The sequence below is a fragment of the Paenarthrobacter sp. NPDC091669 genome, from assembly GCF_044756725.1.
Classification (GTDB): Bacteria; Actinomycetota; Actinomycetes; order Actinomycetales; family Micrococcaceae; genus Arthrobacter; species Arthrobacter bambusae_C.
The window spans coordinates 16,960-39,772 of record NZ_JBIVTK010000005.1 but is presented as its reverse complement, the minus strand read 5'-3'; the positions used below and the strand labels follow the sequence as shown (position 1 = coordinate 39,772).

Sequence of the window (22,813 nt, the reverse complement as noted above, 5' to 3'; positions counted from 1 at the left end):
GCCCCTAAGTCGAAACGGATCAGTTCTACAACGCGTAGAAGTGATGCAAATCACAGTTTTGAGGGACCCTCAGCTCCGGCTGTGGCGAACTGTGCCCGGGTGTCGGCCACCACCGCAGCCAGGCCATTCCCCGCCAGCCAGCCTCCAACGACCGTCAAGCCCGGGGTCGCGGCGCACACAGCGCGTACTTGACCGACGCGCTGTTTATGACCGACGGCGGCGAACGGCAAGGCTCCGGCCCACCGCACCACGTCCCAGTCAACGATGTCCGCCGGTGAGACCGGCACCGTCAATAATGCGGAGGCATCCACCAGCGCCGCGGACAGGAGTGACTCGTCATCGAGAACGAGGTCCGTTCCCCCGGCAGCTCCTTCTCGCCGGCCATAAGACAGGCGCAGGACATGCGTCCCCGGGCCGGCCTCATCCGCCAACCAGTCCCATTTCGCCGTTGCGTGGGTCAAGGCCTTGGCCTTGATCCCAGGAGTTTGTGGTGCCACCAGAATTCCGGTCCCGCGGGGCCTGCGGTCGAGTTCGGGAAGATCCACCACCATGGTCACCAGGCTCACCAGCGGCCCGGGGGCCGGACGCAAGCCGGACAGTTCCGGCAAGGACTGCTCAAGAAGCCCGACGGCGGCCGGGCCGTCGAGCGCAACCACCAACCGGCCGGCGTCGTACGTGGCACCTCCGGCGGTGACCCGCCAGCCATCCGGGGTCCTTGCCACTGCGTCCGCACGCTTTCCGGCCATCAGACCGACGCCGCGTCCGCGCAGGTCTGCCACGAGCGCAGTCACCAGCGAATGCATGCCGCCTTTCAAGCCGGCGACGGCGGATCCAGCCTTGGCCGGACCGGAAGCAGAGCCGGTGGCAGCCCTGCGCTGGGCCGCCACTGCGGCAGCCAGTGAACCATGCTGACGAATACCCGCCCGCAGGCCGGGCGCAACCATGTCGACATCCAGAAGATCGGGGTCGGCCGAATGGACACCGCCCACCACTGGGGAAACCAGCCGGTCAAGGACCCTCTTACCCATACGGCTCCGGACCAGCGCGGAGACACTGGTGACCTCCGAGGACGTGCCAAAGGACGCGGGAAGCCAGGTATCCAACCAGGCACGGATGGCTCCGGCGAGTCCCAAGGAACGGCGGACTTCCGGATCCCAGGGATTGGCAGGGATGCCCAGGACTCCCGTTTTGGGCAGTTCCTGCGGCCCGTCGGGTAATTGCACCCAGGCACCTCCGGGGTGCGGGGCAACAATCTTGTCCGCCAGGCCAAGCTCACGGGCGAGGTTGGCAACAGCCGGCGACCGGGTGGCGAACGATTCCGCTCCGCTGTCCAGGTGCAGCCCGGCAACAACATGGCTTCCCACGCAGCCGCCCCAGGCGTCACTTGCTTCCAGGATGGTGACGGCACAGCCGGCCATGGCAAGTTCACGGGCAGCGATCAGGCCTGAGACGCCACCGCCCACCACAACGGCGGATGGCCCGTCGGCCGGCGTCTTGGGCGTTGGATGTCCCCCGCGCATCGGCACTACTCCGAGGGAATGGAGTGGATGAGTTCCACGACACGGGTCAGGACGGTGGGATCCGTTTCCGGAGGCACTCCGTGACCCAGGTTCAGCACATGGCCCGGAGCGTGCGCTCCGGCCGCAATGACCTCGCGGACGTGGGCTTCAAGGACCTCCCACGGAGCGGAGAGAAGCGCGGGATCGATGTTTCCCTGCAGCGGGACGGTGCCACCCAAGCGGCGGTTGGCCTCGTCCAACGGAAGTCGGTAGTCCACGCCCACCACGTCCACCCCTACGTCGCGCATGGCGACCAGGAGCTCGGAGGTACCCGTGCCGAAGTGGATCAACGGAGCACCCAGGCCACGAACATGGTCCAGTGCCCGGGCGGACGCCGGCGCTACGTACTTGGTGTAGTCAGCCAGGCCCAGGGAGCCTGCCCACGAGTCGAAGAGCTGCGCGGCTGAAGCACCCGCCTCGAGCTGCGCCTGGAGGAACATTCCGGAGGTGTCGGCGGCCCAGTTGGCCAGCGCCGCCCAGGTTTCAGGATCGGCGTGCATCATGGTCCGGGGCCCAAGGTGGTCCCTGGACGGCCTGCCTTCAACCATGTAGGCCGCCAGGGTGAAGGGGGCACCGGCGAACCCGATAAGCGGGGTCTTGCCAAGTTCAGCAACAGTCAAGCGGACGGCTTCGCGGATGGGTTCCAGCGCCTCCCACGTCAGCGTGGGCAGGGCTGCCACATCAGCGGCCGTGCGGACAGGTTTGTCCAGGACCGGTCCAACGCCGGGAACGATGTCCACGCCCACACCGGCCAGCTTCAACGGGATGACGATGTCGGAGAAGAAGATGGCCGCATCAACGTCATGGCGGCGAACCGGCTGAAGCGTGATTTCCGCCGCCAGTTCCGGACGCAGGCAGGAGTCCAGCATCGCGACACCTTCGCGTACCTTCAGGTACTCCGGCAGGGAACGGCCTGCTTGACGCATGAACCATACGGGCCTGCGGGACGGCGTGCCGCCGCGGTAGGCCGTAATCAACGGCGAGTCCGAGGTCCGGCCGTCCTTCAGCGGGTGGTTGGCGTCGAGGGTTCCCGCCGGGGCGTTGGAGGCCGTACTCTTGGATGCTGCCGAGCTAGAAGTCATGCCTTCGATTGTGCCGAAAATCCGGGGCAAAAGATAACGACAAGCTGTCACGTTGAGCGCTTCCCGGGCCTTTGTGGCGGCGATCACTCCCCTGCGTGTGGATCGCCACGGTGCCATATTGTTCTACCGGGCTACGAAAAAGCTATGATTGGGGTGCTGTGGTTCTTTTCTCATTGGTGGCTACACACGCCGACATCGACCTCGAAACCGTCGCTCAGTTGAGCAACGGTTCCTCTGAGCTTGCCTCGGCAGCCCTGACGGACGCCTCCGTGGTGTCCGGCGCCGTGGTCCTTGCAACCTGCAACCGCTATGAGGTTTACGGGGAAACGGCCCAGGGCGCAGACCTCGAGGCAGCACGATCCGCCTTGGTCTCCCAGATCAGCGAACTAAGCGGACTCAACGAGCAACTGGTTTCCCGTTCCTTCGCAACGCACACCGGCCCCGAGGTCACCCGGCATCTCTTCGCAGTGAGCGCCGGACTGGACTCCGCGGTGGTCGGTGAGCGTGAGATCGCCGGCCAGGTCCGCCGGGCACTGATCACCGCCCAGCAGGAAGGTACGGCGAGCTCCGGGCTGGTCCGCTTGTTCCAGGCAGCTTCCAAGACCGCCAAGGACGTTGGCGCGCAGACCGCCCTCGGCTCGCGCGGGCTCTCCATTGTTTCCGTCGCCCTGGACCTCGCAACCGACCTCGCCGAGAACGACGATTGGTCCACCAAGAAAGTTGTGGTGTTCGGCACCGGCGCCTACGCAGGCGCCACCATGTCATTGCTTCGTGACCGGGGCTGCACCGAGGTTTCCGTCTACTCCTCGTCCGGCCGCGCCCAAGGTTTCGTCGCGACCCGCGGTGGAACAGCGCTCGACGCCGATACTCTGCCCGCCGCTGTTGCCGCAGCTGACGTCATGATCGGCTGCAGTGGATCGGACAACCGTGTGGAGGCCGCAGACCTCGCGCGTGTCCGTGCACAATCGGGCAAGCCGTTGATCGCCATCGATCTCGCCCTCACCCATGATTTCGACCCCGCCGTGGGCGAACTCGACGGCGTTGAACTCCTGACGCTTGAGTCGGTCCGGCTCGCTGCGCCCCAGGAACAAGCAGAGTCGCTTTCCCAGGCAAGCGCGATCGTCACCGGCGCTGCCGCATCCTTCGAGTCCGAACGCGAAGCGCGTTCCGTGGACACGGCCATTGTGGCGCTTCGCCGCCACACCATGAACGTCCTGGACGCCGAGATGGAAAAGGTCCGCGCCCGTCACGGCTGCACGGCTGCCGCCGAGGAGGTGGAGTTCGCACTCCGCCGCATGGTCAAGCAACTCCTCCACATCCCCACCGTCCGTGCACGCGAACTTGCCGCCAACGGACAACAGGACGACTACGTCGCAGCCCTCGAGGCACTCTACGGAATCCAGGTGGAACAGCCCCAGGCTGCAGCCCCGGCCGCCGAATGCCCCGTGGACCACCAGCAACTCCGCTCAGAGAGCGCCTGAGCAGACGGGGCCACGCCTTCCAGCCCCAAGCAGCTCATGGTGAGCTTGCCCGGCACGGATGGTGGCGGGAAACGAGCTAGTAAACGGGCTTCGCCGGTTCGACGTCGCGGACCCAGGCGAGGATACCGCCGTCGAGATGGCTGACCCGCGTGTAACCCGCTTTCCGTGCGGCCTCCAACACTGCAGCCGAGCGCGTGCCGGCCTTGCAGTGGAAAACGATGTCCTTGTCCTGGGGCAACTCCACCCACGCTTCGCCGGAGAGAATACGGCCCTGCGGAATGAGGACGGAACCATCAATGCTGACGATGCTGTGCTCGCCCGATTCCCGGACATCCACCAAGTCGAAGTCCCTCTCCCCCGCCTCACGCTCTGCGAGCATCGCGGCGAGATCCTTGGCGGACACAGTGTGTTCCTGGTCGGTCGCTGCCGGTGGCGTCACACCGCAGAAAGCTTCGTAGTCCGTCAGCTCCGTGATGGGTTCGGCTTCCGGGTCCTTGGAGACCTTGATCTCGCGCCAGCTGCCGCCCAGTGCGTCAAAGAGCGCCACCCGCCCCAGCAGTGAACGCCCGACGCCGGTGATCAGCTTCACGGCTTCGGTCACCATGAGCGAACCAACCGCCGCGCACAACATGCCAAACACTCCGCCTTCGCCGCAGGACGGCACCGAACCGGCGGGAGGGGCTTCAGGATAGAGGTCCCGGTACGTGGGGCCGTGCCCGGCCCAAAACACGCTGACCTGGCCGTCGAAGCGGAAGATGGAACCCCACACGTACGGCTTGCCGAGGATGGCGGCGGCGTCGTTGACCAGGTAACGCGTGGCGAAGTTGTCAGCGCCATCGAGGATGAGGTCGTACTGCGCAAACAACTCCAAGGCGTTGGATGAGTCCAGCCGGATGTCATGCAGGACGACCTTGACCAGCGGATTGAGTTCGTTGATGGCGTTGCGGGCGGACTCGATCTTGGGGATGCCCACGTCCTTCACGCCGTGGATGACCTGGCGCTGCAGGTTGCTGAGGTCCACCACGTCATCGTCAACGATTCCGAGTGTGCCGACGCCGGCCGCCGCCAAGTACAACAGGGCCGGAGAACCAAGTCCGCCGGCGCCTATGACGAGCACTTTGGCATTCTTAAGCCTGCGTTGGCCCAAGGCGCCGATTTCGGGAATGATGAGATGCCGGGAGTATCGCTCCACCTCGGCCGGCGTGAGTTCGGCGGCCGGTTCAACAAGGGGCGGCAGGACAGCGGGCGCAGCGGGGCGGGCAGCAACAATTGAGGCCATACCCCAATGTATGCCTGCCGATGCCGCCCGGTCATATTACCCACCGGTAGAGTGGTCATAACTGCAAAGGAAAGGCGGCAGACTGTGGCTGACGGCACAAGGGCACACGATGGGGCACCGGCCAAGCAGGAACGGGCTGTTTCAACGCGTTCACCAAGGTTGCCGCGCGACGAGCGCCGGGCGCAGTTGTTGAATGCGGCGTTGGAAGTCTTCGTCTCCAACGGTTTCCATGGCGCGGCCATGGACGAAATCGCCGAGGCCGCCCATGTGAGCAAACCAGTGCTGTACCAGCACTTTCCGTCCAAGCGTGAGCTGTACATGGCCCTTTTGGATAGCCACCTGGCCACGCTGACTGAGCTGATGCTCAGCGCCTTGAACTCCACCTCGGATAACAAGGAACGCGTGAAAGCGGTGATGCGGGCCTACTACCGGTTCATCGCAGATGACGATCAAGCCCACCGGCTCGTCTTCGAATCGGACCTCATCAACGATCCCGATGTGAGCTCCCGCCTGGAGACTTTCAACAAAACGTTCGCGGATGCGGTGGCCCATGTCATTGCCGAGGACACCAAGCTGCCTCCCCTGGAGGCGCAACTCCTGGGCCGTGGTCTGGCCGGAATGGCGCAGGTCAGCGCACGTTACTGGCTTGAAACGGACGGAAACCTTGACCTCGATGTGGCCAGTGATCTGATCTATCGTTTAGCTTGGCGCGGAATCAGTCGATTCCCCAAAGAGTCCTAGGCTACAAATAGAGGACTGACTTAATACTTGATTGGCTTGGAGGCCTTGCTGTGGAAGTAAAGATCGGCATTCAGAACGTTGGCCGTGAAATCGTGCTCGAATCCGCTTTGGATGCAGACGCCGTGGCCAAGATCGTGGCGGAGGCCGTGTCCAAGGGCTCGGAATTGCGCCTGACCGACGAGAAGGGCCGCCAGATCATTGTTCCCGGCAGCGTCCTGGGCTACGTGGAGATCGGCGCAGAGGAAGTCCGCCGCGTCGGTTTCGGTGCCCTCTAGGCCCTCCCCTTAACGCAGTCCGCAAAGGAGTCTTCATGCTTTCACTCGTCGTGGTGGTTCTGGCCACCGTAGCCACCGGTTTCATCGTGTGGGCCAACGACAAGAGGCACGGCAAGTACGGCATCGCTTTGCCGGCCGGTGTTTCGGTGGCTGTGGGCACCCTGAGCTGGATTGCGTTCATCAGTGTCGGTCTGGGCTACCAGCCCGGGGCAACCTGGATTCCCTGGGTCTTGCCCATCGTCCTGGGAACTGCCGCCGCCGCAGCCGTGGTGGTCTTCCTCGGCCGGACCCGCACCCGGCACGATACCGCGGCGCTCACCAAGGCGCTTAGGCTCTAGCAACACGAACAAACGACAGTGACCGTCGCCCTCGGGCGATGGTCACTGTCGTTTAACGCCTTGCCACCACGGTTCGGGGTCAGCTGGGCTCAGGGTTCCGGATACCGCTCCGGCTGGGCGGCTGCGCCCAGCCCTGCCGCGGCTTCGCTCACGGAGGCCGCAGCGGCAATATCGCGTGGGGTGACTGTCCCGCCGGCGTCGTGGGACACATACCGCAAGTAAACCCTGTTGTAGCGCCATTCCAGATCGGGGTGGTGGTTTTGCTGTTCGGCGATCTCACCGACCGCCGCAATGAGCGCCAGCGCTTCGGCCGCCGTCGGGGTTTTATAGACGGTGACCAGGCCGTCCTGGTACTTCCAGTCGGGAAGCTCCCGGAGGGCATCGTCGACATCCGCCCGGGTCAGGTGGTCACGGTTCCCTGCCACTGCTGCTCCTCCTCGCGACGACACGGCGGACATCTAGAGGAACTCTGCCCGGCCCTCCATGGCCGACGACGCCAAAGCGTGCTCACGCCGCGGAATACGTCCCGCCTGCTTGGCCAGCCTACCGGCGATCACGGCGTGTTTGAAGGCCCCACCCATCTGCACCGGGTTCTGCGCCCGAGTGACAGCGGTAGCCAGAAGCACGGCGTCGCAGCCCAATTCCATGGCGAGGGCGGCATCGGAGGCCGTCCCTATTCCGGCATCAAGCACCACGGGGACTGAGGCCCGGGACACGATGAGTTCAATGTTGTGCGGGTTCAGGATGCCCAGACCGGTTCCGATCGGCGAGCCCAGGGGCATCACAGCAGTGACACCCAGGTTCTCGAGGCGCAGGGCCAGGACGGGATCATCGTTGGTGTAGGCGAAGACCTTGAATCCACGGTTCACCAGCTGTTCCGTTGCCTCAACCAGTTCCACGGCGTCTGGAAGGAGCGTGTGTTCGTCGGCGATGACTTCCAGCTTGACCCAGTCGGTTTCCAGGGCCTCCCGCGCCAGTTCAGCCGTCATCACGGCGTCTTTGGCCGTAAAGCAACCGGCGGTGTTGGGCAGCACGCGGATGCCGTGATCTACCAAGAGTTGGAAGAGGGATCCTGTTTCGGCGGGTGAATAGCGCCGCATGGCCACTGTGGTGAGCTCAGTCCCGGACGCCAGGAGCGCCGCGCCCAGGCCGTCCAGGCTCGGGGCACCTCCCGTGCCCATGATCAGGCGGGAGCCGAAGTGGACGCCGTCGATCACCAGGGCGTCAGTAATGACCTCTGTGTTTGCTGTCGTCATGCTGTCAGCCTCCTTGGACTGCGGTAACAAGTTCGAGTTCATCTCCGTCGGCGAGCGCCGTTGCGGACCATTGGCTGCGCGGCACCAGCTCGGAATTGCGGGCGACGGCGACACCCAGCTTGCCGCCGTCGGCTGCCTGTCCGCGGTGGTCCAGGACGCGGCCGGTGACGGCCGTGACCAGGGTGCTGACCGAAGCGTCCTCCGGCACGGCGTGATCGGATCCGTTGAGTTTGATGTTCATGCTGTTTCCTTGCTGGGTGCGTGTGCCGGCGTGAGCGCCCGCACTGGGAATGTCGTGGTCTCGAAGCGATCGGGGCGGAACGGGGCCCAGCGGGGGTCCGGCGAGCCGTGGATCAGCCCGCCCACGATCCGCGCCGCCACAGGCGTCAGGAGGACACCATGCCGGAAGAATCCCGTGGCGATCACCAGGCCATCAACATCCCCGCTGGTACCGGCGACCCGTCCAAGCAACGGGGCGTTGTCCGGAGTGCCGGGGCGGGCCCGGGCCGTTGCTTCGAGCAGTTCAAGTTCCGCCACTGCGGGGACCAAGGCCTGGGCGTCCCTCAGCAACTGGTAGACGCCCCCGGCTGAGACCACGTTGGAGGACGCCGATAGTCCGTCCTCGCGTTGGGTGGCCCCGATGACTACCGTGCCGTCGTCCCGGGGCACGATGTAGACGGGCACTCCGCGGACCATCCCGCGGACGGTGGAGGTGAGGAGTGGCCTGAGGTGTTCAGGCACCCGAAGCCTGAGGATGTCGCCATACACCGGCCGCACGGGAAGGCTGAGCCTGTCGGGGAGCCCCTCCAGGCCTGCCGCACCCAGTCCGTTGGCGACCACCGTTTCGGTGGAGTGAACAGCGGCACCGGACTCGAGTTCAACTCCTGAAACCCGCCCTCCGTCCCAGAGCAAACGGCGCGCCGTGGAAGCCACGGCGAACCCATCATCGGCGCCCGAAACCCAGGTGGAGTCGCTGGCCGCGTGGCGTGCCATTCCAGACAGCAGGCATGCCGCCAACTTCCGGGGATCAACCTGGTGATCGGCGGGAATGTCGAAGGCACTGGAAATTTGGGGGCTGAGGAGGGGTTCGCGATCCCGGGCGTCGCGCAGGGAAAGCGGCTCAATTCCCAGGCCTGCGGCACGCTGCACCGCACGAAGATCTGCAAGCGCCCTGCGGTCCGCGGCGTCGGCACCCACGGCGAGTGTCGGCGTCGTGCGGTATCCGGTGTCTTCTCCTCCGTGGCTCAGGCTTGCGGCGAAGGACGGCCACAGCCGGGACGATTCCAGCATCAGCTCGAGGAGGTCTTCCTCCTGGTAGTGCAGTTCGCTGACGGGGGCAAGCATTCCTGCGGCAGCGAACGTGGCTCCCGAGGCCGGTGCGGGGTCGATCAGCACCACTGAGCGGCCAAGTCGTCGTGCTTCGTGAGCGATGCCCAGACCGATGACGCCGCCACCAATGACAGCTACGTCGGCATGCATGGAGGTTTGGCGGGGATCTGCCATTCCGGTTTCCTTCCCTACGCCGGTACTAGCCGGATCAGGTCAAGCGGTCGGCGCTGAAGCCCTCTCAGCCGGACGGTCATATAACGAACGTCGCGGCTCCCGCAGTACGTGCCCAGTTTAGAGGAACTACTCTGGTTTCCATGACCCCGACTGATGCCCTTGCCACTGCCCGCCTGTATCTGTGCACTGATGCCCGGAAGCGGCAAGGCGATTTTGAAGACTTCGTGGACGCCGCTTTTGAGGGTGGCGTGGACATCATCCAGCTGCGCGACAAAACCCTGGAAGCTGCCGAGGAGTTGGAATTGCTGGCGGTCCTGCAAGGAGTTGCGCAACGTCACGGACGGCTCTGGGCTGTCAACGATCGCGCCGACGTTGCCAATGTTTCCGGGGCTCCGGTGTTCCACATCGGGCAAAAAGACCTCCCGTTGACGGTGGCCCGAAGGTTGCTTCCGGAGCCCGTCACGATCGGTCTCTCCACCCACTCCCCGGAACAGGTCAATGCGGCCATCGCAGCCTCACCAGGACAGGGAGGCCTGGATTACTTCTGTGTAGGCCCGGTCTGGGCAACCCCGACCAAACCCGGCCGCGAAGCCGTGGGACTGGACCTGGTCACATATGCCGCAGAAGCGAGCAAGCGTGCAGATGAGACCACCGGCGGTGCCGTGAACCTGCCCTGGTTCGCCATCGGAGGGATCGATCTCAGCAACGTGGAGCAGGTACTGGCTGCGGGAGCCAGCCGGATCGTCGTGGTCCGTGCCATCACCGAAGCTGCGGATCCGACGACGGCAGCCAAGTCGCTGCTGGAGGCGCTGGACGCCGCCTGAGCCTGGGCGTTAAAGCCGTTAAAGCCGTTCACGGCGTTCAGGGTGAGGCCTGGTCAAGCCGTCATGCGGTGAGGCCCAGGGCCGTCATCCGGCGTGAATGCCGCTCGGCGAGCTCGCCGGTCAGTCTCTTGACTGCGGCGCGGGCATCGCCACCGCTTTTTAGCGTTGGCCCCAACTGCGGGTGCTCCATGCCCACCCTCTGCGCCTGCGTCAGTGCTTCCCCCACCAGCCGGCGGCCCCACAACGCCAGGCGTGAGGCCAGTCGAGGGTCATCGGCCAAGGCCCGCCGCAAAAGGACTCGAAGAACCTCGGTTGCTTGGTCGGGAGCGGCAACCCGGTCCACGAACTGCTGTGTTGTTGGATCGAGGAAAGCAGCGACAGCCCGGTAGAAGTCCGAGGAGACGGTGTCGATGACGTACGCCTTCATCACGGATTCGAACCAGTCCCCGGGCTTGGTGCGTTCATGGAAGTGATCAAAGGAACGCTGGAACGGCAGCATGGCTTCCTCGGGATCGAGGCCCATTTCCGCGAGCCGATCGCTCAGCAGCGCGAAGTTTCCGTACGCGCCGACGGCGATTTTTGCCAGCACTGACCGGTCATGGAGCGTGGGGGCGTATCGGGAATCGAACGAAAGCCGGCCGAAAGCGGACAACTCGCCGTAGGCCATGGCACCCAGGAGTTCCGCGGCGAGTTCTCCAGCAGAAGGTGCGGCGTCCCGGGAAGTGCCCATGATCCAAGACTATCCCCGGCCCTCCACACCCCGCCCGCGGAGATTAGCTGTTAGCGGCGTTGGTCCTACTAGGCTGGCTGGAAGTGAGTTGACTGTCAGGCCTGCCCCAAGGCCGCATGTCCTCCTCCTCGCACCCACTCCCCTGAAGGATGTCCCATGAGTAACCCGAGCTACCCACCCGCGCCCAACAACGGGAACGGGGCTCCGCCAGTTCCCCCTGCACCCGGCGCTTTCGGCAACCAGTACCAAGGCGGGCAGCAGACGTACCAGCCGGGACCGGGTTCCAGCCCTTACGGTGCACCCGGCATGGGCGCCCCGGCCAAGTCCTTCATGGTCACCTGGCTTCTGTCCTTGCTCCTTGGTGGCCTCGGTGTTGACCGCTTCTACCTGGGCAAGATCGGCACCGGCATTGCCAAACTGCTCACTGCGGGCGGTCTGGGCATCTGGTCCATCGTGGACCTGATCATCACGCTGACCGGCAACGCGCGGGACAAAGAGGGCCGACCCCTGCAGGGTTATCCGGAAAACAAGAAGAAGGCCTGGATCATCACGCTCGTCGTCTGGTTCGCCGGCCTGGTTGTTGGAATCGTGTCCACTGTGTTGTCTTTGACGCTGGTGGCCGCTGCGGTCCAAGGACAGGCCACGCCCGTCCCCGCCGCACCGTCGGCTTCGCAGGAAGCCCCGGCCCCGTCACAGGGCCCTGCCGGTGACGGGAACTCCTTCGAGGTCACGGTGTCCGAGGGCAACACCGTCAACGTCACCATCCTTAACACCGGGTACACCACCGAAATCCCGGAAATGGCTTACATGAAGCCGCTCAACGGCGGGTTCCTCCTGCTGGAGGTTTCCTGGGAGACCACCGCCGGCTCCAGCTTCGTCGCGCCCAGCAACTTCGACGCCTTCGACGCTGAGGGCAAAGAGGGCGACCGGATCTTCCTTGACGACGGTCTGGGCGGTCTGGTCTCCGGCGATGTCGCCGCAGGAGACGTACAGCAGGGCGTCATCGCCTTCGACATCAAAAACGGTCCCACCACAGTGGTCATCAACAACGACTTCGGGGACAAGGCAGCTACCTTCACTTTGACGCCGGCCAGCTGACCGCCTGTTTGGTCAAAACCAGCTTTATGAAAGCCCGTTGCCCTCTGGGGCAGCGGGCTTTTGCGTGCGGCGGCCAAGACTATCCGCCGGTTTCGGGCTACCCTGATTTTCGTGTCACATCATCGGATAGCACCCAACGTCGACGATTCGTCGGACCAGCTCGCTGAAGCACTTGCGGCCTTGCGGACGGAACTGGAACTCCCCACCGCGTACCCTGCCGAAGCAGTACAAGAGGCAGAGCGTGCCGTGGAAAACCTCAAGCTGCCGGATCAGGACCTGCGTGAGGTCCCCTTTGTCACCATTGATCCCGCTACGTCGACTGACCTGGACCAAGCCCTCTTCATTGATCGTGCCGGGGACGGCTACAAAGTCCTCTACGCCATCGCCGACGTGCCGTCCTTTGTGACGCCCGGAGGAGCATTGGATGCCGAGACCCGGCTCCGCGGACAAACGTTCTATGCACCTGACGGCAGGATCCCGCTGCACCCCGAGGTCATCAGTGAAAACGCCGGAAGCCTGCTGGCCGATCAGGATTGCAGTGCCTTTGTGTGGAACTTCGACCTCGACGCCGATGCAGAGGTGGTGTCCGTGACCGTAGCCCGGGCCACCGTCCGCAGCCGGGCCAAGCTGAGCTACAAGGGTGCTCAACAACAGATCGACGACGGCACTGCCCCGCCTGTTCTCCAACTCCTCAAAGAAGTGGGACTGAAGCGCGTCGAGCTGGAACGGCTGCGCGGCGGCGCCAGCCTCAACATGCCGGAGCAGGAAATCGTGCAGGCGACCGACGGCGGCGGGTACAGGATCGTTGCAGCCCCGTCGTTGCCGGTGGAAGACTGGAACGCACAGATCTCCCTGATGACCGGAATGGCGGCCGCACAACTGATGCTGGAAGGGAAAGTGGGCATCCTCCGCACCATGCCCGCCCCGGACGAACGCTCACTGCAGCATTTCAAGCGGCAAACCACTGCGCTGGGCAAACCGTGGGACGGCCAGGCCAGCTACGGCGAGTACTTGCGGACTTTGGATGCGTCCGACCCCAGGCAGCTGGCCATCCTGCACTCTGCCGGGACACTGTTCAGGGGCGCCGGTTACACGCCCTTCGACGGCGAGGTGCCTGACACAGTGATCCAGGCGGCCATCGGGGCTCCCTACGCCCACACCACAGCACCGCTGCGACGCCTCATTGACAGATTTGTCCTGGTCATCTGCGAGGCCCTCAGTAACAACGAGGACATTCCGCGCTGGGCCCGTGATGCCCTTCCCTCGTTGCCGGAGATCATGGCGGCCTCGGACCAAGTGGCTGGACGGCTTGAGCGTGCGGCACTGGACACCGTGGAAGCCGCACTGATAGCCAACCACGTGGGCCAGGAGTTCGACGCCGTGGTGATTTCAGGGTCCAGGCCTTCGAATGGAAACAGCAACGGCAACAGAGCCAATGGCAATAAAGCCAACGGAAACGGGAGCGGTCCGTACGGCGTCGTCCAGATCGCAGAACCGGCCGTCACCGCACGCTGCGACGGCGAGCTGGAGTCCGGGACCAAGGTGCGGGTACGCCTTGTCACGGCGGATATTGCCAGCCGGGAGATCAGGTTCGAGCTGCGGCGCTGACCCCGTTGAACCCATGATCCGGGCTTTATGGCTCCCAGAGGATAGACTGGGCCTGTAGTAATGGATGCCCGGTCGTTGATTCAGTTAATTTTTGAAGTCAACAAGCCCGCCCCTACGCGATCTTGAGATGTACCAACTGGTCACCAGTGCCAGTACTTAGATAGCCCGCGATCGGCTTCCACTGGATATGCTTGCGCGCCAGTTCGTGCTCCGGTACGGCTTCACCGCCCCCGTTGAGCACGCAGCGCCAATGCCTAAATGAATAAGGAAACTCCCTGTGAGTGAATTGCACACCCATGAAGTCCTGACCGACCCCACCGGAACCGAAATTCTCGAACCCGAGGAAACGATCGTCTCGGATGAAAAGCCCCACGAGATCGAAGAAAAGTCGTTCGCCGACTACAACGTCCGCGCTGACATTGTTGAGTCCTTGGCCGATGCCGGGATCACGCACCCCTTCCCCATCCAGGCAATGACCTTGCCGGTGGCCCTGAGCGGCCATGACATCATCGGCCAGGCCAAGACGGGCACCGGTAAGACGTTGGGCTTCGGCATCCCCGCGCTCCAGCGCGTAGCCGGCCGCGACGACGCCGGCTACGAGAAGCTTGCCGTCCCGGGTGCACCCCAGGCCCTGGTGATCGTCCCGACGCGTGAACTCGCGGTGCAGGTTGCCAACGACCTCCAGACCGCTTCACGCAAGCGCAACGCCCGCATTGCCACCATCTATGGTGGCCGCGCCTACGAGCCCCAGGTCGATGCCCTGCAGAAGGGCGTCGAAATCGTGGTCGGTACCCCGGGCCGTTTGATCGACCTTTACAAGCAGAAGCACCTGAGCTTGAAGAACGTCAAGATGGTGATTCTTGATGAGGCTGACGAAATGCTGGACCTCGGCTTCCTTCCGGACGTTGAGACCCTGATCGCCGGCACCCCCGCCGTTCGGCAGACGCTGCTCTTCTCAGCGACGATGCCCGGCCCCGTGATCGCGATGGCCCGCCGTTACATGACGCAGCCCACCCACATCCGCGCTGCAGATCCGGACGACGAAGGCCTGACCAAGCGCGACATCCGCCAGCTGATCTACCGTGCGCACAGCATGGACAAGTCTGAAGTTGTGGCCCGCATCCTCCAGGCACGCGGCCGCGGCCGCACCATCATCTTCACCAAGACCAAGCGCACTGCTGCCAAGGTTGCCGAGGAACTCGTCGACCGCGGTTTTGCCGCTGCCGCCATCCACGGCGACCTCGGCCAGGGCGCCCGCGAGCAGGCTCTCCGTGCTTTCCGCAACAACAAGGTCGATGTCCTGGTGGCTACCGACGTTGCCGCCCGCGGCATTGACGTGGACGACGTCACGCACGTCATCAACTACCAGTGTGTTGAAGACGAGAAGATCTACCTTCACCGTGTGGGCCGCACCGGCCGCGCGGGTAACAAGGGCACCGCTGTCACGTTCGTCGACTGGGACGACATGCCGCGCTGGGGCCTGATCAACAAGGCACTCGGACTGAGCGTTCCGGAACCGGTGGAGACGTACTCGTCCTCGCCGCACCTGTACGAAGACCTCGACATCCCCGAGGGCACCAAGGGCAGGTTGCCCCGCAACAAGCGTGTCCTCGCCGGCGTCGACGCGGAGGTTCTCGAGGACCTCGGCGAGACCGGTAAGAAGAACGCACGCTCAGGCTCAAGCCGCGACGGCGGTCGCGATGGCGGCCGTGGCCGCGATGGCGGACGCGACAGTGGCGGCCGCGGACGGCAGGCCAAGTCCAGCGACTCGGACTCCAACGAATCCAAGGGCGAGGGTGGACGCAACCGTACGCGCCGCCGTCGTACCTCCGATGCCGAAGCAGCCCCCGCTGCCGGTGCGTCGGAATCCCGCACGGCCACTGCCGACAACGCAGAGAAGCCTGCCAGGACGCGTCGTACCCGCACCCGCCGCCGCAACGGCGAAGTGGTTTCCGGTGAGACCACAGCTGCCCAGTCCGGCAGCGCCGAGGCCTAAAACCCTCAATGGCTGAAACTGTTTGGGCGCCGGACGGCGGCAATATGGTGGTGCACGCGGACAACGCGAAGTTCCTCCCTACGCTGCCGGACGGCGCCTTCACACTCATTTACGTCGACCCGCCCTTTAACACAGGCCGGGTACAGCGCCGCCAGGAAACCCGCATGGTCCGCAACGCGGACGGTGACGGCGATCGCGTGGGTTTCAAGGGCCGCTCCTACGACACCATCAAGGGTGCCCTTCACAGCTACGACGACGCCTTCAGCGACTACTGGTCCTTCCTGGAGCCGAAACTCGTCGAAGCGTGGCGGCTCTTGTCAGACGACGGCACCCTGTACCTGCACCTCGATTACCGCGAGGTGCACTACGCCAAGGTGATGCTGGACGCCATCTTCGGCAGGGAGTGCTTCCTCAACGAGATCATCTGGGCCTACGACTACGGCGCACGCGCCAAGAACCGCTGGCCCACCAAGCACGACAACATTTTGGTGTACGTGAAGAACCCCACCAAGTACCACTTCGACAACGCAGAGGTGGACCGGGAACCGTACATGGCCCCCGGCTTGGTGACTCCTGCCAAGCGCGAGCTCGGCAAGCTGCCCACTGATGTTTGGTGGCACACCATCGTTTCCCCCACCGGCCGTGAGAAGACCGGCTACCCTACCCAGAAACCCGAAGGCCTGGTCCGGAGGATCGTTTCAGCATCCAGCCGCGAAGGTGACTGGTGCCTCGATTTCTTCGCCGGATCAGGGACCCTCGGAGCCGTTGCAGCGAAACTCGGCCGCAACTTCGTGTGTGTCGACCAGAACGAACAGGCCATCGAGGTCATGCGGAAACGGCTGGGCAGCAAGGCCGTGTTCCACGAGATCCAACCAACCAGCCTCTAGCCTGCACTGCCAGGCGTGCTCAGGCGACGCCCTTCACGAAGGCCGTCACGGAGTCCGCAATCATCTGCACGGCAATGGCCGACAAAAGCAGACCGGCAATCCGGGTGACAAGCTCCACGCCGTTTTCGCCCAGCACACGCTGCACCACGCCCGCGAAGCGCATCGCCAGGTACAACGAGCCCAGCACCACGGCAATCCCCAACCCCACGGCCAAGTACTCGGACAGCTGGCTGGACTGCTGGACGAAGACCATCACGGCAACGATCGCACCAGGTCCAGCCATGAGTGGCGTCCCCAGCGGAACGAACGCCACATTCTTGTACTTGGCCGCACTTTCTTCGCCGCTGGTGGAACCGGTCAGCAACTGCAGGGCAATGAGGACCAGCAGCAGGCCACCCGCGCCCTGCAAGGCCGCCAGTGAGATGTGCATGTAATTGAGGATTGACTGGCCAAAGATGGCGAACACCACAATGACGCCGGTGGCCACCAGCAGTGCTTGGAAAGCGGAGCGGTTCCGGTCCTTGGCCGCCATCTGGGCCGTCAAGGACATAAAGATCGGGACGGTACCCGGTGGGTCCATGATCACGAACAAGGTGACGATCACCGAGGCGAGCAGTTGCAAATCCACTAAAGGACCCCTCTCAACGAACCACCGTGCTGCCTGTTGCCATCTCCTCAATCCGGGCCAACACCGCGGGCGAGGTGGTGTTCTCACCCAACAGGTTCGGTTTCCCCGCTCCGTGATAGTCGGAGGATCCAGTGATGAGCAGGCCATGCTTTGCAGCCAACATGCGCAGGAAGTCGCGTCCTTCCTCTGGGTTGTCACGATGTTCAACCTCAAGCCCCATCAGGCCGGCGTCAATCATCTCCCGGTAGGTCCGTTCCCCCACGATGCGTCCCCTCGAGGACGCCACCGGATGGGCGAAGACGGGAACGCCGCCTGCGGCACGGACAAGCTCGACGGCGACCGCCGGGTTGGGTGCGTAGTGCTGCACGAAGTATCGCGAGTGTGAGGTGAGGATGGAGGTGAATGCCTCCGAGCGGTCTGCCACGACGCCGGCTGCGACCAAGGCATCCGCAATGTGGGGACGCCCCACGGTGGCGCCCGGAGCTACGTGATGGATGACGTCGTCCCAGGTCAAGGGGTAATCCTCGGACAACAGGGTGACCATGTGTTCCGCGCGGGTAAGGCGGGCATCCTTGGATTTGGTGATTTCTTCCAGCAGACCCGCATGGTGGGGGTCATGCAGGTAGCTCAGCAAGTGGACACTGATGCCCTGTTCCGTCCGGCAGGAGATCTCCATTCCCGGAACAAAGGCGATGCCGTGTTCACGGGCGGCCGCAGCAGCAGGATCCCAGCCATCCGTGGAGTCATGGTCCGTCAGCGCCACCGCGTCCAGGCCTGCCGCAGCAGCAGAAATGATCACCCCGGCGGGGGTCTCGGTTCCGTCGGAAACATTGGAGTGCGCATGCAGGTCTATCCTCACTTTCCCAGCCTAGGGGATGCGGACCACCTTGGCGGGTTGCGCCGTTGGCCTCCTCAACGAACTGGTGGGACGATGTAACGGTGAACGATGCCGAAAACACCCAAAACTCGTCCTCCCAGCCACTGCAGGAGCGTGTCAACAACCGCTCGCAACGGCCCACATCAGATGCCTTCAAGGCATTCATGGCCAGCAACTGGGCGCCCGCCCCGCAGGTGACCCCTGCACGTGATGCCGTTGCAGACCACACCGCCCGCCGCCGTCGTACTATTTCAGAACAGTTCAAAGGCGAACGTCTGGTCATCCCGGCTGGTCCGCTGAAGGTCCGGTCCAACGACTGCGACTACCGTTTCCGCCCGCACTCCGGATTCGCCCACCTCACCGGTTTGGGTTTGGACCACGAGCCTGACGCCGTCCTCATCCTGGAGCCGGTGGCTGAAGGAAAGGGCGACGACGGCGGCCACCATACCGCCGCGCTGTACTTCCGCCCGCTGGCCGGCCGCGATACCGAACAGTTCTATGCGGACTCCCGCGCAGGCGAGTTCTGGATTGGCGCCCGCCCCACCCTGGCCGAATTCGAAGCCCGGCTTGGCCTGCCCACCGCGCACATCTCCGAACTGGAAATGGCCATCACCAAGAACGTGGGAGCACCGGAAATCGGTGGCATCTCCATTCGTTTGGTCCGCAAGGTGGACGAGAACATCGATGCCCTGGTGGACACCGCCCGGTACAACACTGCCAAGGATCCCGAAACGCTGGACCTCGGTGAGCTGGATGCCTTGGACGAAAAGCTCAGTGAAGCACTCTCCGAACTGCGCCTGATCAAGGACGAGTGGGAAATCGAGCAGATGAAGATCGCCGTCGCGGCCACCGTGGAAGGCTTCGCCGACGTCGTCCGCGCCCTTCCCCGCGCCCTGACCCACAACCGTGGTGAGCGTGTTGTTGAAGGCGCCTTCTTCGCTCGCGCCCGTGAGGAAGGCAACGAGCTCGGTTACGACACCATTGCAGCGTCCGGCAACAACGCCACGGTCCTCCACTGGAACCGCAACTCGGGTACGGTCAACGCCGGTGAACTCCTGCTCCTGGATGCCGGCGTGGAAGCCGATTCCCTGTACACCGCGGATGTCACCCGCACCCTGCCTGCCACCGGTACGTTCACCGATATCCAGCGCAAGATCTACGAAGCCGTACTGGACGCCGCCGACGCCGGATTCGCAGCTGCCCAGCCGGGCGTGAAGTTCCGCGACATCCATACCGCAGCCACCACGGTCCTGGCCGAACGTCTCGCCGAGTGGGGCCTGCTGCCCGTTTCCGTGGAAGAAGCCATCAGCCCCGAAGGCCAGCAGCACCGCCGTTGGATGCCGCACGGTACCAGCCACCACCTTGGCCTTGACGTCCACGACTGCGCCCAGGCCAAGCGCGAACTCTACCTCGATGGGATCCTCACCGAGGGCATGGTGTTCACCATCGAACCCGGCCTCTACTTCAAGAACGAGGACCTGGCCATTCCGGAGGAATACCGCGGGATCGGCGTCCGGATCGAAGACGACATCCTCATGACTGCCGACGGCCCCGTGAACCTCAGCGCCGCATTGCCGCGCAAGTCCGGGGACGTCGAGTCATGGATGGCAGGCATCTACCAGGACGCGCAGGTCTAAGCGGCTCCGCTTTCAACCACCAGCACAGCGCAAAGGGAAGACCACCGGGGATCCGGTGGCCTTCCCTTTGTGCTGGTCAGCTGAAATCAGTGGCAGAGAGTCTACTGCTTGGACGAACCCTCGGAGCTGGGCTGTTGTCCGTCATCCTGCGGCGCGTTCTGCGGTGCGTTCTGGCCGTCGGTGACGCGGACGCCGTACTGCGGACGGCCATCAGGGAGGTCGGGGTAGCGTACGGCTGCCGGTGCCGGGTTCGGTGCCGGCTGGGGAGCGGGCGCCGGGTTCCCTGCCGGTGCGTTCTGTCCCTCCGGAGCGCCCGCGGTGGATTCGGGTCCGCGCTGGCCGTAGGGGTCGTTCCAGGTGGAAGGCCGCTCAGGCGCCTGGCCGGGCTGCTGATGCGGGGCGTTCTGGGGGTTGTAGTTGGCGGGCTGCGCCGTGGCCGCCTGCGACGGGTTCATCGGCAGTTGCTGGAGCAGCCGGCGGGCTTCGTGGGCTGCTTCAACGGCAACGATGACGTCATAGTTGGTGGCCACCACCTGGCTGGTGGAAGTGAAGTCACGCTTTCCGCGTTGGGTGGCGTACGTGACGATCCCGAACAGCATGAAGAACGCAGCACCCATCAGCACTGAAGTGATGATGGAGAACGGCCCACCTGCCGGGGTGAAGAAGGAGAGCATCACGCCAACAAAGAGGCCGAACCACATGCCGCTCAAAGCACCGGACAATGCCACCCTCGGATAGCTGAGCCTGCCGGTCACCCGCTCTACCATTTTGAGGTCGTTGCCCACGATCGACACCAGCTGCACAGGGAACTGTTGGTCTGCGAGGTAATCCACCGCCTTTTGGGCATCCAAATACGAGGTGTATGAGCCCACCGTGTCACCTTGCGGGACGCTGCGGGCTTCCTCAACGGCTTTGGGGGCACCAAAAATGTTAGACATAGCCCCATTGTGTCTCATGGACATGTGAACAGGCTGGAATTCAGCTAAAAGAGAGCAGACTCGGTAGCCTGTAAACATGAGCACACATCCTTCACGCGTCTTTGTCGCGCGCCTGCTCGGTTTGGACGTCTTCGACCCCTTGGGCGATCGTCTGGGCCGGTTGCGCGACGTCGTGGTGCTCTCCCGCGGGACCCGCGGGGCGCCACACGTGGTGGGCATAGTGGTGGAAGTGCCGGGTAAAAAGCGTGTCTTTGTCCCCATGACCCGCATTACGTCCATTGACCAGACGCAGATCATTTGCACGGGCCTGGTCAATCTGCGCCGCTTCGAGCAGCGGGGCGCCGAGACGCTGGTGGTTGCCGAGATGTTCGACCGCCGCGTCACCCTTGCCGATGGCAGCGGAGACGCCACCATCGAGGACATCGCCATGGATCAGCACCGGTCCAAGGACTGGTTTGTCAGCAAGCTGTTCGTCCGTCGCGGACACTCGCTGTCACCGTTTGGCAGGCTCCGCCGCAACGAGACACTGATCATCGATTGGGCCGACGCCCAGACCGGCGCCCACAACGAGCCTCAGGCTGCCACGCAGTTCGTTGCTACGCACGAAGACCTTAAGCCCGCCGACTTTGCTGAAGCCCTTCAGGAGATGAGCGATAAGCGGCGTTTTGAGGTGGCCAGCGAGCTCCAGGATGAGCGTTTGGCTGACGTCCTCCAGGAACTGCCTGAAGATGACCAGGTGGAGATTCTCTCCGCCCTCGACGTGGAGCGGGCCGCAGACGTCCTCGAAGAGATGGACCCGGACGACGCCGCCGACCTCCTCGCCGAGCTTCCCTCTGCCCAGGCGGAAGAGCTGCTGCAACTCATGGAACCCCAGGAAGCCGAAGACGTCCGACGTCTCCTGGAGTACGACGAAGACACCGCCGGCGGCCTGATGACTCCAGTCCCGGTCATCCTCCCGCCGGAAGCAACCGTTGCCGAAGCGCTGGCCCACGTCCGCCGCGAGGAGCTCTCCCCCGCGCTGGCATCGTCGATCTTCATCGCGCGGCCTCCCCTGGAGACACCTACGGGGCGTTTCCTGGGCGTCGTGCATATCCAGCAGCTCCTGCGTTTCCCGCCGCCCGAGCCGCTGGGCAACCTCGTTGACAAGAATCTTGAACCTCTTTCGGACCAAGCCCACATCAGCGAAGTCGCCCGAACGCTTGCCACCTACAACCTCAATTCCCTTCCAGTCGTTGACGACGACGGCCGCCTTGTGGGGGCGGTGACTGTTGATGACGTGCTGGATCACCTGTTGCCGGATGACTGGCGCGCCCACGAGGACGACGCCCCAATAAGGAAACTTGGAGGCCGCATTGGCTGATAACAACGCCGCACGATCCCCCAAGCCGGCAGGACGCGCAAGCAGCAGCCTCGACACCCCGCTGAGCGGCCGGCAACGGATCCTGCCGAAGTTCTCCCCCAACCCGGATGCCTTCGGCAACGCAACCGAAGGCTTCGCCCGGTTTATGGGCACGCCGACGTTCCTTGTCTACATGACGGTGTTCTGTGTGTTCTGGCTGGCGTGGAACTCCTTCGCGCCCACGGACTGGCAATTCGACCGCATGGAGCTGGGCTTCACCCTGCTGACGCTGATGTTGTCCCTTCAGGCCTCGTATGCGGCACCACTCCTGCTGCTGGCCCAGAACCGGCAGGATGACCGGGACCGCGTCTCGCTCCAGCAGGACCGCCAGCGTGCCGAACGCAATCTCTCCGACACCGAGTACTTGACGCGGGAGCTGGCGTCTCTCCGCATCGCCCTGCGTGAAGTAGCCACCCGTGATTATGTCCGGACCGAACTCCGGAGCCTGCTGGAGGACATCATCGATGCACAGGAAGAGCTTCGCGAGAGCGAATCCACTGCGGACGGCACAGAGTCCCCTGGCGAGAAGGTCAAGGAGAAACTGAAGGAGAAACGCGACAAGTCCCGTGGCCCCCGCACACAGCAGATCCCCAAGGTCCGCCAGCCGCGGGCCACAGGACCGCAGCACTCCACTGCAAAGCCGTCGCCTGAAACTCCTGAAAGCCGAGCCTGACCCT

General features: G+C 64.1%; 23 protein-coding genes and 1 riboswitch. Of the genes, 12 read left to right on the top strand and 11 right to left on the bottom strand.

Annotated elements, in window-relative coordinates; translation table 11 throughout:
- Positions 1 to 50: 50 nt before the first annotated feature.
- Together hemG and hemE are read right to left on the bottom strand one after the other, a co-directional pair.
- Complete coding sequence (gene hemG, locus ACIQLI_RS09945; protein WP_400387673.1) at positions 51 to 1,520, bottom strand: protoporphyrinogen oxidase; 1,470 nt, start codon at positions 1,518 to 1,520, stop codon at positions 51 to 53.
- Between the two features lie 5 nt (positions 1,521 to 1,525).
- Positions 1,526 to 2,641, bottom strand: coding sequence for a uroporphyrinogen decarboxylase (gene hemE / locus ACIQLI_RS09940; protein ID WP_354228079.1), 1,116 nt, complete (start codon positions 2,639 to 2,641; stop codon positions 1,526 to 1,528).
- Between the two features lie 158 nt (positions 2,642 to 2,799).
- On the opposite strand from hemE, the gene ACIQLI_RS09935 reads away from it, so the two are divergent.
- Complete coding sequence (locus ACIQLI_RS09935) at positions 2,800 to 4,122, top strand: glutamyl-tRNA reductase (protein ID WP_354228077.1); 1,323 nt, start codon at positions 2,800 to 2,802, stop codon at positions 4,120 to 4,122.
- A 76-nt stretch (positions 4,123 to 4,198) separates the two neighbouring features.
- Here the strand turns inward: ACIQLI_RS09935 and moeB are convergent, their stop codons facing one another.
- On the bottom strand, positions 4,199 to 5,401 hold the full coding sequence (gene moeB, locus ACIQLI_RS09930) for a molybdopterin-synthase adenylyltransferase MoeB (protein ID WP_400387669.1): 1,203 nt from the start codon (positions 5,399 to 5,401) through the stop codon (positions 4,199 to 4,201).
- A gap of 6 nt (positions 5,402 to 5,407) precedes the next feature.
- On the opposite strand from moeB, the gene ACIQLI_RS09925 reads away from it, so the two are divergent.
- Genes ACIQLI_RS09925 through ACIQLI_RS09915 form a run of 3 tightly spaced genes read left to right on the top strand, consistent with a single transcriptional unit; the run spans position 5,408 to position 6,755 of the window.
- Complete coding sequence (locus ACIQLI_RS09925; RefSeq protein WP_089595665.1) at positions 5,408 to 6,142, top strand: TetR/AcrR family transcriptional regulator; 735 nt, start codon at positions 5,408 to 5,410, stop codon at positions 6,140 to 6,142.
- 50 nt (positions 6,143 to 6,192) lie between these two features.
- Entirely contained in the window at positions 6,193 to 6,417 is a 225-nt protein-coding gene (locus tag ACIQLI_RS09920; protein WP_026539987.1) for a DUF3107 domain-containing protein, read from the top strand.
- A gap of 35 nt (positions 6,418 to 6,452) precedes the next feature.
- The gene (locus ACIQLI_RS09915; RefSeq protein ID WP_400387665.1) at positions 6,453 to 6,755 is read left to right on the top strand and encodes a hypothetical protein; all 303 of its coding nucleotides are present in this window, start codon (positions 6,453 to 6,455) and stop codon (positions 6,753 to 6,755) included.
- A gap of 89 nt (positions 6,756 to 6,844) precedes the next feature.
- Here the strand turns inward: ACIQLI_RS09915 and ACIQLI_RS09910 are convergent, their stop codons facing one another.
- From ACIQLI_RS09910 to thiO, 4 genes are all read right to left on the bottom strand, one after another.
- Positions 6,845 to 7,180 (bottom strand): 4a-hydroxytetrahydrobiopterin dehydratase, encoded by a 336-nt coding sequence (locus ACIQLI_RS09910; RefSeq protein WP_400387662.1) that lies wholly within the window; start codon positions 7,178 to 7,180, stop codon positions 6,845 to 6,847.
- A 33-nt stretch (positions 7,181 to 7,213) separates the two neighbouring features.
- On the bottom strand, positions 7,214 to 8,011 hold the full coding sequence (locus ACIQLI_RS09905; RefSeq protein WP_400387659.1) for a thiazole synthase: 798 nt from the start codon (positions 8,009 to 8,011) through the stop codon (positions 7,214 to 7,216).
- 4 nt (positions 8,012 to 8,015) lie between these two features.
- Positions 8,016 to 8,252, bottom strand: coding sequence for a sulfur carrier protein ThiS (gene thiS, locus ACIQLI_RS09900; protein ID WP_400387657.1), 237 nt, complete (start codon positions 8,250 to 8,252; stop codon positions 8,016 to 8,018).
- Complete coding sequence (gene thiO, locus ACIQLI_RS09895) at positions 8,249 to 9,514, bottom strand: glycine oxidase ThiO (protein ID WP_400387654.1); 1,266 nt, start codon at positions 9,512 to 9,514, stop codon at positions 8,249 to 8,251. Before thiO ends, thiS begins: the two co-directional genes overlap by 4 nt.
- A riboswitch (TPP riboswitch) is annotated at positions 9,509 to 9,627 on the bottom strand. (Overlaps the previous gene by 6 nt.)
- A gap of 27 nt (positions 9,628 to 9,654) precedes the next feature.
- On the opposite strand from thiO, the gene thiE reads away from it, so the two are divergent.
- A complete protein-coding gene (gene thiE, locus ACIQLI_RS09890) occupies positions 9,655 to 10,338 on the top strand; it encodes a thiamine phosphate synthase (RefSeq protein ID WP_354228062.1) in 684 nt (227 codons plus the stop codon).
- A gap of 61 nt (positions 10,339 to 10,399) precedes the next feature.
- On the opposite strand, the gene ACIQLI_RS09885 is transcribed toward thiE, so the two are convergent.
- Positions 10,400 to 11,068 carry a ferritin-like fold-containing protein gene (locus ACIQLI_RS09885; protein WP_354228060.1) on the bottom strand — a complete coding sequence of 223 codons (669 nt, stop codon included), beginning with the start codon at positions 11,066 to 11,068 and terminating at the stop codon, positions 10,400 to 10,402.
- A gap of 156 nt (positions 11,069 to 11,224) precedes the next feature.
- On the opposite strand from ACIQLI_RS09885, the gene ACIQLI_RS09880 reads away from it, so the two are divergent.
- The 4 genes from ACIQLI_RS09880 (at position 11,225) to ACIQLI_RS09865 (ending at position 16,657) form a co-directional block, all read left to right on the top strand.
- Complete coding sequence (locus ACIQLI_RS09880) at positions 11,225 to 12,166, top strand: TM2 domain-containing protein (RefSeq protein WP_400387650.1); 942 nt, start codon at positions 11,225 to 11,227, stop codon at positions 12,164 to 12,166.
- A 111-nt stretch (positions 12,167 to 12,277) separates the two neighbouring features.
- Positions 12,278 to 13,774: an RNB domain-containing ribonuclease gene (locus ACIQLI_RS09875; protein ID WP_400387647.1), complete on the top strand. Its 1,497-nt coding sequence runs from the start codon at positions 12,278 to 12,280 to the stop codon at positions 13,772 to 13,774.
- A 277-nt stretch (positions 13,775 to 14,051) separates the two neighbouring features.
- Positions 14,052 to 15,770, top strand: a complete 1,719-nt coding sequence (locus ACIQLI_RS09870; protein ID WP_400387644.1) for a DEAD/DEAH box helicase — start codon at positions 14,052 to 14,054, stop codon at positions 15,768 to 15,770.
- 8 nt (positions 15,771 to 15,778) lie between these two features.
- A complete protein-coding gene (locus ACIQLI_RS09865; protein ID WP_400387642.1) occupies positions 15,779 to 16,657 on the top strand; it encodes a DNA-methyltransferase in 879 nt (292 codons plus the stop codon).
- A gap of 19 nt (positions 16,658 to 16,676) precedes the next feature.
- On the opposite strand, the gene ACIQLI_RS09860 is transcribed toward ACIQLI_RS09865, so the two are convergent.
- Positions 16,677 to 17,285: a MarC family protein gene (locus tag ACIQLI_RS09860; RefSeq protein ID WP_089595676.1), complete on the bottom strand. Its 609-nt coding sequence runs from the start codon at positions 17,283 to 17,285 to the stop codon at positions 16,677 to 16,679.
- Positions 17,286 to 17,298: 13 nt separating this feature from the next.
- The gene (locus ACIQLI_RS09855; RefSeq protein WP_400387639.1) at positions 17,299 to 18,144 is read right to left on the bottom strand and encodes a PHP domain-containing protein; all 846 of its coding nucleotides are present in this window, start codon (positions 18,142 to 18,144) and stop codon (positions 17,299 to 17,301) included.
- 80 nt (positions 18,145 to 18,224) lie between these two features.
- Between ACIQLI_RS09855 and ACIQLI_RS09850 the strand changes: the two genes are divergently transcribed.
- A complete protein-coding gene (locus tag ACIQLI_RS09850; protein WP_400387636.1) occupies positions 18,225 to 19,799 on the top strand; it encodes an aminopeptidase P family protein in 1,575 nt (524 codons plus the stop codon).
- A gap of 101 nt (positions 19,800 to 19,900) precedes the next feature.
- Here ACIQLI_RS09850 and ACIQLI_RS09845 read toward each other — a convergent pair whose 3' ends face one another.
- Positions 19,901 to 20,737 carry a general stress protein gene (locus tag ACIQLI_RS09845; protein ID WP_400387633.1) on the bottom strand — a complete coding sequence of 279 codons (837 nt, stop codon included), beginning with the start codon at positions 20,735 to 20,737 and terminating at the stop codon, positions 19,901 to 19,903.
- Between the two features lie 76 nt (positions 20,738 to 20,813).
- Here ACIQLI_RS09845 and ACIQLI_RS09840 point away from each other — a divergent pair, with 76 nt between their 5' ends.
- Together ACIQLI_RS09840 and ACIQLI_RS09835 are read left to right on the top strand one after the other, a co-directional pair.
- Positions 20,814 to 22,097 carry a magnesium transporter MgtE N-terminal domain-containing protein gene (locus ACIQLI_RS09840; protein WP_011775428.1) on the top strand — a complete coding sequence of 428 codons (1,284 nt, stop codon included), beginning with the start codon at positions 20,814 to 20,816 and terminating at the stop codon, positions 22,095 to 22,097.
- The gene (locus ACIQLI_RS09835; protein ID WP_400387630.1) at positions 22,078 to 22,809 is read left to right on the top strand and encodes a DUF1003 domain-containing protein; all 732 of its coding nucleotides are present in this window, start codon (positions 22,078 to 22,080) and stop codon (positions 22,807 to 22,809) included. The genes ACIQLI_RS09840 and ACIQLI_RS09835 overlap by 20 nt, the downstream gene beginning before the upstream one ends.
- The last annotated feature ends 4 nt before the right edge of the window (positions 22,810 to 22,813 follow it).